Origin of the sequence: Roseiflexus sp. RS-1 (genome assembly GCF_000016665.1) — a bacterium.
In the GTDB taxonomy this organism is placed as follows: domain Bacteria; phylum Chloroflexota; class Chloroflexia; order Chloroflexales; family Roseiflexaceae; genus Roseiflexus.
In genome coordinates this window covers 1,074,073-1,088,546 of sequence record NC_009523.1, presented here as the reverse complement: position 1 = coordinate 1,088,546, position 14,474 = coordinate 1,074,073, and the positions used below count along the sequence as shown (strand labels likewise).

12 protein-coding genes and 1 pseudogene are annotated in these 14,474 nt (G+C 60.1%); 9 read left to right on the top strand and 4 right to left on the bottom strand.

Annotation, left to right across the window (positions count from 1 at the left end; genetic code table 11):
- Window positions 1-18: 18 nt before the first annotated feature.
- Window positions 19-399 carry a hypothetical protein gene (locus tag ROSERS_RS04530; RefSeq protein WP_157040970.1) on the bottom strand — a complete coding sequence of 127 codons (381 nt, stop codon included), beginning with the start codon at window positions 397-399 and terminating at the stop codon, window positions 19-21.
- A gap of 11 nt (window positions 400-410) precedes the next feature.
- Complete coding sequence (locus tag ROSERS_RS04525) at window positions 411-623, bottom strand: hypothetical protein (protein WP_011955636.1); 213 nt, start codon at window positions 621-623, stop codon at window positions 411-413.
- Window positions 624-1,042: 419 nt separating this feature from the next.
- On the opposite strand from ROSERS_RS04525, the gene ROSERS_RS04520 reads away from it, so the two are divergent.
- From ROSERS_RS04520 to ROSERS_RS04510, 3 genes and pseudogenes are all read left to right on the top strand, one after another.
- A complete protein-coding gene (locus ROSERS_RS04520) occupies window positions 1,043-1,789 on the top strand; it encodes a class I SAM-dependent rRNA methyltransferase (RefSeq protein ID WP_083763259.1) in 747 nt (248 codons plus the stop codon).
- Between the two features lie 162 nt (window positions 1,790-1,951).
- Window positions 1,952-2,914 (top strand): IS110-like element ISRfsp2 family transposase, encoded by a 963-nt coding sequence (locus ROSERS_RS04515; protein WP_011955635.1) that lies wholly within the window; start codon window positions 1,952-1,954, stop codon window positions 2,912-2,914.
- A gap of 27 nt (window positions 2,915-2,941) precedes the next feature.
- A pseudogene (locus ROSERS_RS04510) lies at window positions 2,942-3,415 on the top strand (class I SAM-dependent methyltransferase); the annotation flags it as partial.
- A gap of 144 nt (window positions 3,416-3,559) precedes the next feature.
- Here the strand turns inward: ROSERS_RS04510 and lgt are convergent.
- Window positions 3,560-4,435 (bottom strand): prolipoprotein diacylglyceryl transferase, encoded by an 876-nt coding sequence (lgt, locus tag ROSERS_RS04505; RefSeq protein WP_011955634.1) that lies wholly within the window; start codon window positions 4,433-4,435, stop codon window positions 3,560-3,562.
- Between the two features lie 154 nt (window positions 4,436-4,589).
- Between lgt and ROSERS_RS04500 the strand changes: the two genes are divergently transcribed.
- From ROSERS_RS04500 to ROSERS_RS04475, 6 genes are all read left to right on the top strand, one after another.
- Window positions 4,590-6,188 carry a DUF4129 domain-containing protein gene (locus ROSERS_RS04500; RefSeq protein WP_011955633.1) on the top strand — a complete coding sequence of 533 codons (1,599 nt, stop codon included), beginning with the start codon at window positions 4,590-4,592 and terminating at the stop codon, window positions 6,186-6,188.
- Window positions 6,169-7,161, top strand: a complete 993-nt coding sequence (locus ROSERS_RS04495) for a uroporphyrinogen decarboxylase family protein (RefSeq protein WP_041333019.1) — start codon at window positions 6,169-6,171, stop codon at window positions 7,159-7,161. Before ROSERS_RS04500 ends, ROSERS_RS04495 begins: the two co-directional genes overlap by 20 nt.
- The gene (gene murJ / locus ROSERS_RS04490) at window positions 7,158-8,492 is read left to right on the top strand and encodes a murein biosynthesis integral membrane protein MurJ (RefSeq protein ID WP_011955631.1); all 1,335 of its coding nucleotides are present in this window, start codon (window positions 7,158-7,160) and stop codon (window positions 8,490-8,492) included. Before ROSERS_RS04495 ends, murJ begins: the two co-directional genes overlap by 4 nt.
- A 348-nt stretch (window positions 8,493-8,840) precedes the next feature.
- On the top strand, window positions 8,841-9,848 hold the full coding sequence (gene dusB, locus ROSERS_RS04485; RefSeq protein ID WP_041333016.1) for a tRNA dihydrouridine synthase DusB: 1,008 nt from the start codon (window positions 8,841-8,843) through the stop codon (window positions 9,846-9,848).
- A 142-nt stretch (window positions 9,849-9,990) separates the two neighbouring features.
- Entirely contained in the window at window positions 9,991-10,932 is a 942-nt protein-coding gene (gene xerD, locus ROSERS_RS04480; protein ID WP_011955629.1) for a site-specific tyrosine recombinase XerD, read from the top strand.
- Between the two features lie 243 nt (window positions 10,933-11,175).
- Window positions 11,176-12,768, top strand: a complete 1,593-nt coding sequence (locus ROSERS_RS04475) for a glycine--tRNA ligase (protein WP_011955628.1) — start codon at window positions 11,176-11,178, stop codon at window positions 12,766-12,768.
- Window positions 12,769-13,183: 415 nt separating this feature from the next.
- Here ROSERS_RS04475 and ROSERS_RS04470 read toward each other — a convergent pair whose 3' ends face one another.
- Complete coding sequence (locus ROSERS_RS04470) at window positions 13,184-14,398, bottom strand: NAD-dependent epimerase/dehydratase family protein (RefSeq protein WP_011955627.1); 1,215 nt, start codon at window positions 14,396-14,398, stop codon at window positions 13,184-13,186.
- Window positions 14,399-14,474: the final 76 nt, after the last annotated feature.

Sequence of the window (14,474 nt, the reverse complement as noted above, 5' to 3'; positions counted from 1 at the left end):
GCCAGTTATGATACTTCTTTATTGTATTATACCATCTTCATCAGACAACGCAGCGTGTTGTTCCTGCTCAGGAAGCACACCATTTTGTTCCTGTTCAGGAAGCGCACCGTTTCGTTCCGGCGCCTCGATGCTGTGGAATATCGGTGTGGACAGGGGATTGAGACCGGGATTAAAGCTCGACGCCGGTTCGGATTGCGGGTGCCGACGGCGTAGAGGAGCAGCGCGCGTCAACCAGCGCCTCATAAGCAGATGCTGAAGAAAAACCAGGAGGGCGCTGGCGATCAGGAACGCACCAACGAAGACGCCTATGGGGAAGCCAAGGAACAACTGCCGAAGCACGAGCGTCTCGACAGCGATGGCAACCCCCACCACGAGCGCCATTTTCAGAGCGTTACTCATCGGCATCGCTGCTACGCGCCGTCGTACGGCAGACGTGCGCGCTTTTCTTCCTCAGGTCGCACTTCACGCCCCTGGTCAAGGGTGTAGTTGCCGGTATCCAGATGTGTGGGCTTCGTCGCTTGATGCACAATGACCCCCATTTTCAGCGCCACGACGAACCCGACTGCACCGATCACGGCAAGAACAACGATCAGACACAAGACTCCCGGAAGTATCGACGACATTGCGACGTCTCTCCCTTTTCATACAGTAACCTGACACGATCATATCACACGCTTATGCCTGAACATACGCGACAAATGAAGGCAGGTTTCACCCTCTCTCTTTGTAATAATCGCTCAAGCATCTCAAGAGATACGTCTGATCAAGAGATGCACCAGATGCAGTGCTGCACGTCGCTCGGAAAACACCTTATGAGTCTGCTGCAAAAAGGTCATGTCACCACAGCGGCGCAGCAGACGCAGCGAGCGATTGATGGAAATCTCTGCGTCCCCGGCGTCTTGGCAGTGAGTTTTTGCAGTGGAGGCGCCTTTTTGTGCAGTGACCTCAGGATCATGCTACACTGCGCGTGATAGTACCAGGCGATCCGGTTCGCACGCAGACGTTCGATCTGTCAGGATCTTAATATCCAATAGTACAAACCATGGTGCATCTTCCAGAAATCGCGCTGCCGGCGTTCCTGCGCGAGCGCCTGGCTCAGGGGCATCCCTGGGTCTACCGCGACCATGTGCCGCCCAACGTGCGCCTGCCTTCCGGCGTGTGGGTGGCGGTTCGTTGCGGCGCGTGGCGGGGATATGCGTTGTGGGATGCGGAGGGGCCGATTGCGTTACGTATTTTCTCGACGCGCCGTCCGCCTGATACCATCTGGTTGCGCGATCAACTGATGAGGGCCTGGGAACTTCGCGCTCCATTGCGGGCTGCGGGCATCACTGCGTATCGCTGGGTTTTTGGCGAAGGTGATGGACTCCCCGGCATAACTATCGACCGCTACGGTGACTTTGCTGTAATCCAGACGTACTCTGTCGGCGCCTACACGCTGGTTGACGAGGTGGCAACAATGCTCGCCAGAGTAGACCCGACCCTTCGCGGCGTGGCGCTGCGCGGATCGGCAGGGACGCGCCCGGCGACGTATGAAGATCATCGTGATACAGCGCCTGACGGGGAGAGCGGCGCGCGTCTGCGAATCCTGCACGGCGAAGCGCTGCCGCGCGAGGTTGTGATCACCGAACACGGAATACGCTTTGCTGTCGCCCTCTATGCCGCTCAAAAAACCGGTTTGTTCCTCGACCAGCGTGAAAACCGGCGGTTCGTCGAAGGTCTTGCTGCTGGACGAACCGTGCTGAACTGCTTTGCCTATACCGGCGGATTTTCGCTCTATGCGCTAGTATAATCTAACGGGACACGGTATACCGTTCTGCGCCAGGTTCACGAGATCGCCGCGGAGTGTTGGGTAGCCGTGTCCTTCAACGCGACCAAGCCGAACAGTTATCTGGGCCCTCAAACCCGCATATGCTAGCAAGGCTGGCGCCGTTTTCCTCAGGAGGTTCTGTGTATGGCTTCCCGTGAGTCGCTCTTTATCGGCATTGATGTCTCCAAACAGACGCTGGATGTGGCGTTTGGCGCCGACCCGCACGCGCCACGCGAGACGATACCGTATACCGACGAAGGTGTCCAGCTCCTGGTCACGCGACTCCAGCGCCTGCAGCCGACCCTGATTGTGCTGGAGGCGACCGGCGGGCTGGAGCGCATGGTGTTCGCCCAACTGCTCCAGGCTGGCGTGCCGACGGCGCGGGTGCAGCCACGCCGCGTGCGCGCCCTGGCGCACGCGGAAGGACGCCAGGCGAAGACCGACCGCCTGGATGCCCGGTTGCTCGCCCGCTTTGCCGAACGGGTGCGCCCGCCGCACCACCAAGCGACGGACGAGCAGCGCGCATCCTTGCGCGACCTGCTGGTCCGGCGGGAGCAGGTGATTCAGATGCGGACGGCTGAGATCAATCGGTTGACGGCTGCCGCGCCGAACCTCCGCCCGGGCATCCAGCAGCATATTGATTGGCTGGATCAGGAGATCCGTGCGCTTGAGCAGGAACGCGACAACGAGGCGGAGCGCACCGACGAGGTGCGCCGGAAACGGGAGCTGCGCGAAAGCGTGCCCGGCATCGGCGCGATCACCGCACTGAACCTGCTGCTCCGCCTGCCCGAACTGGGGACCATCAATCGCAAGGAAGCGGCGGCCTTTGTGGGCGTTGCGCCGTATGCCAATCAGAGCGGCGCACAGCACAAACCCCGGCATATCTCCGGCGGCAGGAGGGATGTGCGCAGCGTGTTGTACATGGCGACCCTGGCGGCCACGCGGCGCCGTCTGGTCAGGCGCGCCTTCGATCAGCGCCTGTGTCAAGCTGGCAAGCCGCGCAAGGTCGCCATCGTCGCTGCGATGCGCAAGCTGCTGACTATTCTCGGCGCAATATTGCGTCAGCAAAAGCCCTGGGATCCGGCTGTGCATACGAGCGCCCCTTGACAAGCAACACAGTTACTCCGCGGCGGCGCCCGCCGGGTCGTTAGCGTCGATAGTGGCAAGGGACTGGCGGCAGCAACCCAAAATAACCTCGTGCTCAACAACCTCGACGATGGGCGACATCACTTTGAAACCGCCGACTGTTTCGAGTTGCTGGAGCAGTATGCCGCCTCCGGGAAGCGCTTCGATCTGGTGATCCTCGATCCGCCCAGTTTTGCCCGGCGCAAGGAGAGTCGCTTTGCAGCCCAGCGAGCATATGCGCGGCTCAACGCGCTTGGTATGCGCTGCGTCGTTCCCGGCGGTCTGCTGGCAACCGCCAGTTGCACCACCCAGGTAGGACCGGAGGCGTTCCGCGAAGCGCTGGCAGCAGCCGGCGCTATCGCCGACCGACGGTTGCAGATCATTCACGAGGCTGGTCAACCGCTCGATCATCCAGCGCCAGCGCACTTTCCCGAAGGAAGGTATCTGAAGTTTGTGGTTGGACGAGTCGAGGAGCGGGTGTAAAAGGTTGAAGGTGGAAGGGTTGCACCGTGCCGGTGGAACATATGCTCGCTGCATCGTCTGTGGTGCAGCACCGGCAGACAACAAGACGGAGAAAGAGGCGCAGCAGGCGCCTCTTCCCTCCACATTCACCACAGGATGTGACACCTAACGTTCAGCGCTCTTTGGTTGCGTTCCGTGTGTGGCGGCGTAATGGTGATTGATTGCCAGACCAACCACACCACCAATGACCATGAGCAGACTGACCAGTTGCGCCACACGCAACGACCCCTCGCATGTTCCGCCGATACCGCTCAAACACAGACTGTCGGTGCGGAATCCTTCGATCCAGAAGCGCCCCAGTCCGTACCAGATCGCATAGAACAACGCAATATCGAGCGGACGCAGCCAGTCGCGCAGGCGTCGCTCCAGCCAGATCAACACCCCGAAACCGATGAGATTCCAGACCGATTCGTAGAGAAATGTCGGATGAAACAGGGTATCGGGCGGAAACTGCTGCATATCGCGGTACGGACCGATGCGATGCTGCTCGTCGATCAGGACGCCAAAACCCAGGTGTGTCGGGCTGCCATACGCCTCCTGGTTCATAAAGTTGCCCCAGCGCCCGATCGCCTGCGCCAGCAGGAAGGGAGGCATGGCAATATCGAGAAAGATGCGCAACGGCAGGCGCTGCCAGCGTGTGTAGAGCGCAGCCGCAACCACAGCGCCGATCAGCGCTCCATGGATCGCCAGCCCGCCCGTCGCCGGGTTGACAATCTCCAGCCACGATGCACCGGCGAAGCGGGGCCACTCAAACAGGACATAATAGGCGCGCGCGCCGATGATGCCAGAGATCATTCCAACCAGCAGCAGGTTCCAGATATGCTCCGGATCATACCCGCGCTGGCGAGTGCGTCTGGCAGCGATCCAACCTGCCAGCATCGCACCACTGACGATGATGACGCCATACCAGCGCACGACAAGCGGAATGCCGAAAAGAGACGTATTGATGAGAAATGGATCATCAGGCGGATAGAGTCCCATACGACCGCTCCCCTTTACAGAATAGCGGATATTGTAGACCTCAACCGCACAGGTGTCAATAATTTCGACGCTCGACCGGCGTTCCTGTGGTACCATAGAAGGAGCAGCGCAGCATACGGAAGTATGGCTTGACTCAGTCTGGCAGGGTGACAGCGTGCCTCCTGGCGTGACGTTCAATCTGCGGGTGGTGTTTCTGGTCGCGTTAATGCTTGCGTCGCTCGCAGCAGCGGTGTCGGGTGCGCTCCAGCGACTCTTTCCCGGATGGCAACCGATCTATCTGGTGATTGTCTGCTTTCTGATTGGGCTGGAAGCCGGCATTGTTCACTATGTCGCGCGATCCACACGATTGACGACGATCGAACTGGCACGCTATCTCGTGCCGGAACTCTTCGTTATGGCGGTTGTGATGCGCCTGATCGCGTCGCTTAGCATCGCAGACGTATCGCTTGCTGATGATCTGCAACGCTGGCTGTACGACCCGCTCTCCGTGTTCGATGCTGCTTTTGGCGCGTTTATGGTCGCTGGCGTGGTTGTTGGCGTTCTGGCGCATCTTTCGATGCGCGATCTGAACACACTGGCGCTCCTGCTGCCAGCTCACCCATCGGATGATGATAATCGCCGCCTCGCCGCGCTGGTTGCAGTGGATCGCTCGCTGGCGCTCGAACGGATCGGTGCGCGTTTTGTGATCGGCGGCGCACTGTTGCTGATCGCACTCGCGGGTGAAGCGGTGAATACGACCACAATCGGCGGACCGCCCCGTCCACTGGCGCCGCTCAGCATTGCAGCGTCGCTGACATACGTGGTGAGCGGATTTGTGCTGTACAGTCGCGCGCGACTGGTGGTGATCCAGGCAAAGTGGGCGCAGGAAGGCGCGCACGTTGCGCCGCTTGTCGAACGGCGATGGGTGCGAAGCAGTTGGGCGCTGATCCTTCTGATGGTTGCAGGCGCGGCTTTGCTGCCGCGTTCCTATGCGCTCGGTCTGCTTGATACGCTGCGCGCGTTCCTCGGTGTGCTCGGATATGCGCTGGCAATGATCGGGTACGTGCTGACCTGGATTCTGGCGCTGATCCTGTCGTTGCCTGCATGGATCCTCGCGCTCTTCGCGCCAGATGGCGCACCTGCAGCATCGGGATTGCCGCCGCCGCCACCCGTATCGCCGCCGTCGGTCGAACGAGATCCCAACCTGCTTGCGGCACTGGTTTTCTGGGCATGCATGCTGCTGCTCGCCGGATATGCCCTTGCGATTGTTGCGCAGCGTCATACGCCACTGCTGCAACGATTCGGCATCGCAGCGACGATCCGGGCGCTGATCGCCTGGTTGCGCTCGATCTGGCAACAGGGAGCGTCATGGGCAACGCTGGCGATCCGGGCGGCGGACGAAGCGTTGCGCCGTCCGTCGGGAACTTCGACCAGGCATCGCAGGACGATCAACCTGCGACGCCTGCCGCCGCGTGAACGTGTGCGCTACTTCTACCTGGCAACATTACGCCGCGCCGCGCAGTGCGGCGTCGAGCGCCACCCTTCCCAGACGCCGTATGAGTACGCTGCGCGCCTGGAACGCGCACTGCCCGAAGCCTCATCGGACATCGCCGATCTGACAGACGTGTTTATCACCGCACAGTACAGTCCACACATATGCACTGAAGATCACGTCACGCAGGCGCGCCGCCCATGGGAACGGTTGCGCCGCATGCTTCGTCCCAGACATTCCAGGATATCGAAAGAGGTGCACCATGTCGATGACGCGCCGTGAGCGGCTTGCCGCCGCTCTTCGTGGTGAGCCGGTTGATCGCCCGCCGGTTGCGTTGTGGCGTCATTTCCCGGTCGATGACCAGGATCCTGAGCAACTGGCGCAGTCGGTTGCAGCATTTCAGGCGCACTACGACTGGGATTTTGTGAAGTTCACGCCGTCCAGCAGTTTCTGCGTGGAAGATTGGGGATGTCGTGCGGTGTACCGTGGGCGCCCCGAAGGCACCAGCGACTACGTGGCGCGTCCGGTCAGCGTTCCCGCCGACTGGCGTCGGATCGAGCCGCTCGACCCATATGCGGGAGCGCTTGGCGCGCACCTGGCTGCGATCCGTCGCGCACGGGAACTGATCGATCCGGACGTTCCGCTGCTGGCAACGATCTTCAGTCCGATCAGTCAGGCGAAGAACCTGATCGGCGACGGGATGGAGATCGTCCATCTCCGGCGACACCGATCCGATCTGTTCCACGCACTTGAGGCGATCACCGAAACCACCATTCGCTTCGTTCAAGCGGCGCTGGCAGCCGGCGCCGATGGCATTTTTTACGCCATGCAACGCTGCACGGCGGATGTCATCAGCGAAGCCGAGTACCGCGACGTCTGCAGCCCGCTCGATCTCCGCATCCTCGAAGCGGTCCACGCTGCACAGAGAGAGACAACCTTCATTCTGCTCCACCTGCACGGGCTGTATTCCTACTTCGACATCGCAGCAGAATACCCGGCGCAGGCGCTCAACTGGCACGACCGGGACACCGGACCGGACCTCGCGGAAGGAGCGCGTCGTTTTCCGGGCATGGTCGTCGGCGGGCTGAGTCAGCGTGACATTGTCGAGGGTACGCCAGCGACAATTCAGACGCTGGCGCGACAGGCTATCGATGCCATGGGTGGGCGGCGCGTGTGTCTCTCAACCGGTTGCGTTATGCCGACAACCGCGCCATGGGGCAACATTCGAGCGTTGCGGGCGGCTGTGGATCGATGATCCGGCGCGAATTCACCATCGCCGAAGGGACAATCCTTTTCATATCCGCCTATGTTCTATCAGCGGGATTGGGGATTATCCGTCAGGCGCTGTTCAACGCCGAATTCGGCACAGGAATGGAAGCGAGCGCCTACTACGCCGCCTTCCGCCTGCCCGACACCATTGCCAGCCTGATCAGCGGCGGGGCGCTTTCCAACGCGATGATACCGGTGTTGCTCGGCGTGCGCCACGAAGAAGGCGACACTGCCGAGCGACGTCTGGTGAACCTGGCGGCAACGACACTGACTGCCGCCGTAACGCTGATCGTGCTGATCTGCATCGTGTTTGCCCCCTTCCTTGTGCGTTTCGTCATTGCTCCAGGTTTCGATAGCGCCACGGCTGCATTGACCGTGGCGCTGACACGGATCATGCTGGCGCAACTGATCCTGGTTGTCATCTCCAGTGTGGCGATAGCAGTATTGAACGCGCGTAACCAGTTTCTGCTCACTGCGATCTCAATTGTGACCCACAACATCACCATGATTGGCGGCATTCTGGCGGCGCGTTTCATTCCCGGCGTCGGCATCTATGGTCCGACCTGCGGCGTGGTTGGCGATGCGCTGTTGCAACTGGTCATTCTCTGGATCGGGTTGCGCGCCAACCGATTTCGTTTGCGACCGGTGTGGGATCTACGCGACGCGCAATTGCGTCGGATGCTTCGCCTGCTGACGCCGAATGGATTGTCGTCCGGGGTGAATTATGCCGGCGGAATCGTCGATACTGCGTTCGCCTCGCTGGCGCGTGAGCCGGGAGCGCTACCAACACTCTTCAACGCTGGCCTGCTGATGGGTGTGCCACTACGGTTGATCGGAGTCGCTCTGGCGCAGGCGGCATTTCCACGCATCGCTGCCAGCGCGGCGCGCGGCGACTGGGCGCGTATGCGTAAAACTCTTGGCGCTGCACTGGCAATCAGTATCATTCTGGCAATCGGAGCAGCGCTGATGCTGGCACTGACCGGTCGTTCGCTCATTCGCCTGCTGTTCGAACGTGGTCGTTTCGATGCCGCTGCGGGCGATCTGACGTCGTTGCTGCTGATTGTCTATATCGCAGGTTTGCCGGCGTATGTTGCAACCGAAGTGCTGACACGCGGGTTGATCGCTCTGCACGATACGCAGACGCCGTTGGTGACCAACTGCGCGCAACTGATGGGGCGGATAGCGCTGATCTGGATGTGGCTCGAACCGTGGGGCGTTGTGGCGATTCCGGCTGCCTTTGCGCTTACGTCGGCGCTGGAGACACTGACGCTGGGGATGGCGTTGCGATGGCGGATGCGGGCGAACGTTGAAGGTTGAAGGTTGAAGGTTTGGAAGGTTGAAGGTTGAAGGTTGAACGTGGAACGTGGAACGTTGGAAGGTTGAGCGTTGGAAGGTTGAAGGTTGAAGGTTTGGAAGGTTGAAGGTTGAAGGTTGAACGTTGGGACGTTGGGGCATTGAAGGTTGAAGGTTGAAGGTTGAACGCTGGGACGTTGGGGCATTGAAGGTTGAACGTTGAAGGTTGAACGTGGAACGTGGAACATTTGGACGTTGGGACGTTGGGGCGTAGAACGTGGAACGTGGAACGTGGAACGTTGGAGCGCCATTGACTCTGGTATAATTCGTATGAGCACGATTCCACGAAAGCCAGATGGTTCATTGCAGTCTATGAACGACAACCTTCCAACGAAGTACCAGATCAGGCATATCACCATCGAGCCGAACATTGTGCTGGCGCCGATGGTTGGCGTCACCGATAGCATCTTCCGCCGCATGATCCTCAGCCTGGGCGGATGCGGATTGGTGTGCAGCGAAATGACCAGCGCCTCGGCGGTCAGTCCGCGCGCGCGCAGCCGCCATCGCCAGCTCGACTATCTGCCCGAAGAACGCCCGATCGCTATGCAACTGAGCGGCAATGATCCAGACCTGGTTGCGGCGGCTGCGCGCGTCGTCGAAGAACTCGGCGCCGATATTCTCGACATCAACTGTGGATGCCCATCGCCAAAAGTGACTGGGGGCGGGCACGGTTCGGCGCTGCTGCGCGACCTGCCGACAATGGAACGACTGTTGAAGGCAGTCTGCGCTGCGGTGCAGATCCCGGTGACCCTCAAGTTTCGCGCCGGGTGGGACGAAGCGAGCCTGAACTACCTGGATACGGCAAAAATGGCGGAGCAGGCTGGCGTGGCGGCGCTGGCGCTCCATCCGCGCACGCGCGCCCAGGGGTACAGCGGTGTCGCCGACTGGACGCGGGTCGCCGAAGTCAAGCGCGCTGTCAGCATTCCCGTCATCGGATCAGGGGATGTTCGTGATGCCGCCGATGCGCTTCGCCGTCTGCATGAAAGCGGCGCCGACGGTGTTATGATCGGGCGCGGCGCGATGCATAATCCGTGGATCTTCCGACAGATTGCTCAATTGCGTACAGGAATGCAACCGATGACGGTCACACCCGCCGACAAATATGATTTTCTGACGCGCTATCTGGAGATGTGTTGCGACGAAATGCCCGAACGCCTGGCGCTGAACAAGTTGAAACAGTTGATTGGACAGTTTGGCATTGAACTGCCCGGCGCAGCCGCACTGCGCAGCGCAGTGCACCACTCGTCCAGCGTCGCCGAAGCGCGCGACCATCTCGAGCGTTTCTTTGCCTGGCATATCGAGGCGATGGCAGTCGGTTGACACACCGGAAGCCTTGCAGTACCATGCGCTGACATCGGGCATCGCACTGCACTGTTGTACACGATGCGCGTCTGCCAGCAAAGATGCTGAGTGATATGGTCTGTCATGTGTGCCGGACTCCGGTCGAGGCGTTGGAGCGACTATGAATGATCAGGTTGAAGCGTTTCTGCGGCATCTTGCAGACGAACGCAACCTTGCCGCCAATACCATCGCAGCGTATCGCACCGATCTCGATCAGTTCTGCGACTTTGTGAGCGCGAGAAATCGGCGAGAGTGGCGTGATGTTTCGCACGATGATATTCTGTCATTCATGCTGTATCTCCGCGAGCGTCGCTACGCCAGTTCGACCGTTGCACGCAGGGTTGCAGCAGTGAAGTCGTTCTTCGCGTTTCTGACCGGAAGCGGCGCCGTCCCGCACGATCCAACCGAGCGGATCGATTCGCCGAAGGTCGATCGCGATCTGCCACGTGCGCTGACGCCGCATCAGGTGGACGAATTGCTGGAATTGCCGTTGCGTTCGCCGACACCGGAGCGCATTCGGGACAAGGCAATGCTCGAGTTGCTGTATGCCACCGGGATGCGGGTAAGTGAACTGGTGGCATTGAACATGACCGACATCGACCTGGTGCACAGCACGGTGCGCTGCACCGGAAAAAACGGGCGCGTGCGCGTTCTGCCGATCAACGGATCCGCAGCGACGGCGCTGGAAGAGTACTGTGATAACAGTCGCAGCCAGCTTGCCCGTGGAAGTGATGCGCCAATCGATGCGCTGTTCCTCAACCATCGCGGCAAGCGCCTGACACGGCAGGGGTTCTGGCTGATCCTTAAACAGTATGCCGAAGAAATGGGGCTGGGCGAACTGACGCCGCATATGCTGCGTCATTCGTTCGCAGTGCATATGCTCAACGCTGGCGCCGACCTGCGCGCTGTGCAGGAACTGTTGGGGCATACGTCGATTTCGACGACGCAAATCTATACCCACATCAACCACGCATCGTCGGCGCAACCAGTACGGTCGGAACCGCGCGCCACCGAAGTCAATGGCGTGATCAACGAGCAGGCGCTCGTTCCGGAGGAAAAGTAAAGACGTGTGGCGTTGAACCAGAGAAGTACCTGCATGCGCTGCATCCAGCGAGCCGGGGAAGGTGCGAGCCTGGCAGTATGCGCAGCAGGGAAGGGCGCTGGGGAGCTGAATTACTTCGAGTGATCGTTCAGGACGTTGGTGCTGAACGGTAACTGGGGTGGAACCGCGTGTTGCCCGTCCCGTGCAATGCGTCCCCAGGCGAATGATGATCGCCTGGTTTTTTTATTGAACAGGAGTTGTTCTATGCCGGCAACCACCTTGGATCAGTTGGTCTCGCTTTGCAAACGACGTGGCTTTGTGTTTCCCAGCTCCGAAATCTACGGCGGACTGCAAGGCGTCTTCGACTGGGGACCACTGGGGGTTGAGTTGAAAAACAATATCATCTCCTCCTGGTGGCGCACCAATGTCTATGAGCGCGACGATATGGAAGGGCTGGACGCCGCCATTTTGATGAACCGTCTGACCTGGCGCTATTCCGGTCACGAGGAAACGTTCAACGATCCGCTGGTCGATTGCCGGGACTGCAAGAGCCGCTGGCGCGCCGATCACATCAGGGGGCGTTGCCCGAACTGCGGTTCAACCAACCTGACCGAACCGCGACCGTTCAATATGATGTTCAAGACCGCCGTCGGTCCTGTGGCAGACGCCGACTCATTTGCGTATCTGCGCCCGGAAACAGCGCAGGGCATCTTCGTCAACTTCGGGAATGTGCTGGCGACCAGCAGTCGTAAACTGCCGTTTGGCATCGCACAGGTTGGCAAAGCGTTCCGCAATGAGATCAACCCGCGCAACTTTCTCTTCCGTGTGCGCGAGTTCGAGCAGATGGAGATCGAATACTTCGTAATGCCCGGAACCGAGGACGAATGGCACCAGCGCTGGCTGGAAGATCGGCTCGCCTGGTGGGAGAGCATCGGCATCCCGCGCGCGCGCATCAAGATTTACGACGTGCCGCCCGACGAACTGGCGCACTATTCCAAACGCACCTTCGACCTGATGTACGACTACCCGACCCTGGGGTATGAGGAAGTCGAAGGGATCGCCAGTCGCACCGACTATGACCTCGGTTCACACAGCCGCGACCAGGAGACGCTCAACCTGACGGCGCGCGCCAATCCCAACCGCGATAGCACCGCCAGGCTGACCTACTACGATCCGGAGAGCAGGCGGCATATCGTGCCCTTCGTGATCGAACCGTCGGCTGGTGTGGGGCGTTGTTTCCTGGCAGTGCTTGCAGAAGCCTACGATGAGCAGATGGTCAAAGCGCCTCCTCCTGAACGAGTGCACGCCGTTACCGACGCACTCGAAGCATTCCTCAAGTCGGTCGGCAGAAACGAAAAACTGGCGTCCGAAATACGCGACGCACTTGTTGAACGCGGACAGGCAATCCTCGCGGGACTGCCAGAGACCATGCCGCAGATCGAGACGTTGCTGGCAATGCCGGGCGCGGATCAGATCGACATCGGAAAGAAATTGCGTGGTCAGGCACAGGGACCGATCGATGAATACTTCCGTACTGTGTTGCATCTGAAACCGCATCTCGCACCGATCCGCGTCGCTGTCTTTCCACTCAAGCGCAACCACGAAGGTCTGGTTGCCATGGCGCGCGAACTGCGCACGGCGATCCAGAGCGGCAGTTCCTTTCGCACCGTCTACGATGATACCGGCGCTATCGGCAAACTCTACCGTCGCCAGGACGAGATCGGTACACCGTACTGTGTGACGGTCGATTTCCAGTCGCTCGAAGATGGCACCGTCACCGTGCGCGACCGCGATACCATGCAACAGGTGCGCATACCTGCATCCGAGGTGCGGGCGTATGTGACGGGAAGAGGTTGAAGGTTGAGAAGCGACACCTCGCTCCCCGCATGAGCCCCTGGCTATCCGGTGCGAAGCCCGCCTGCGCGGGCGAGAGCGGATTATTTCTTCAAAGACCATGAGGTGCGCTGCGCCCCCCGTATGCGCTTCGTGCCGTGGGGCTGAAGCCCTCGGCTATGGAATGCAAAGCCCGCCTGCGCGGGCTTTGGCGAATTATTTCCTCAAAGACCATACGCCCTCGGCTCGCCAGGGCGAAGCCCGCCAGCGCGGGCGAGAGCGGATTATTTCCTCAAAGACCATACGCCCTCGGCTCGCCAGGGCGAAGCCCGCCAGCGCGGGCGAGAGCGGATTATTTCCTCAAAGACCATACGCCCTCGGCTCGCCAGGGCGAAGCCCGCCGGCGCGGGCTGGAGCGGATCCTAAGCCTTAAGACCTGCTACGATTCGGTAACTGACGCCTGACCGGTCACCACTTCCTCGGTGGGAATAAGAGGATTATGCGTGCGGCGCCAGTTGACCGCCGGCATGATCAACTCTGGACGCACCCGATCACGGTGCTGCATCACCACGCGCATCACCGATTCGAGCAGTGTCTCGCTCAGATAGTGCGGCTTCAGTCCAAGGTCCAGCAGGCGCGTATTGGCGGCGTTGTAGTAGTGCTCTTCCTTCTCGACGCGCGGGTTCGGCAGGTGATTGATCGTCACATCGAAACCGAACTCCTGCGCCGCTTCGCGCACTGCCTCGGCGAGACCGGCGACATCGAACTGCTCGGTGAACTGATTGAACACACGCAACTCGCCGCGCGCCGCCGGATTGAGGATCGCAAGTTCGACGCACGCCAGCGTATCGCGAATATCGAGGAAGCCGCGCGTCTGCCCGCCCTTGCCGTACACCGTCAGCGGCAGCCCGACGACTGCCTGCACCAGGAATCGATTGAGCGCCGTACCGAAAACCCCATCGTAATCGAAGCGCGTCGCCAGACGCGGATCCAGAGTTGTTTCCGGCGTCTCGACGCCGTAGACCACCCCCTGATTCAGATCGGTCGCGCGCAGCCCCCAGATGCGGCATGCAAGGAGAATGTTGGTGCTGTCGTGCACTTTCGTGGCATGGTACCAGCTGCCGGGTTGTTTCGGATACGGGAGCGTATCGGTGCGTCCCTTATGCGTAATGGTGATGTACCCCTCTTCGATATCGATGTTCGGGGTGCCATACTCGCCCATCGTGCCGAGTTTGACCAGATGACAATCCGGTGCGTGATCGGCAATTGCATAGAGCACGTTCAGCGTACCGACAACATTATTGACATGGGTGAATACAGCGTGCTGACGGTCGATCATCGAATAGGGAGCGCTCCGCTGCTCACCGAAATGGACAACCGCCTCAGGCTGAAAATCACGGATGACCGGCTCCAGGAAGGTATAGTCACACAGATCACCAATGAACGGTGTGATGATCTTGCCCGTCAGTTGACGCCAGACTGCAATGCGTTGCTGGAGCGTTTCAATCGGCGTCAGGCTTTCGGCGCCGAGTTCATGATCCCAGAGACGCCGCGAGAAGTTGTCAAGAACGGCGACCTCGTGGCCGCGCTGTGAGAGGTGCAATGCAGTGGGCCAGCCAAGGTAGCCGTCGCCGCCAAGGACGAGAATGCGCATACGAGAAACTCTCCTCAGATTTCGGGTGAGCGGGTGATTTCTCCTGAGTATACCACAGACGCTTTACAAGCGTAGC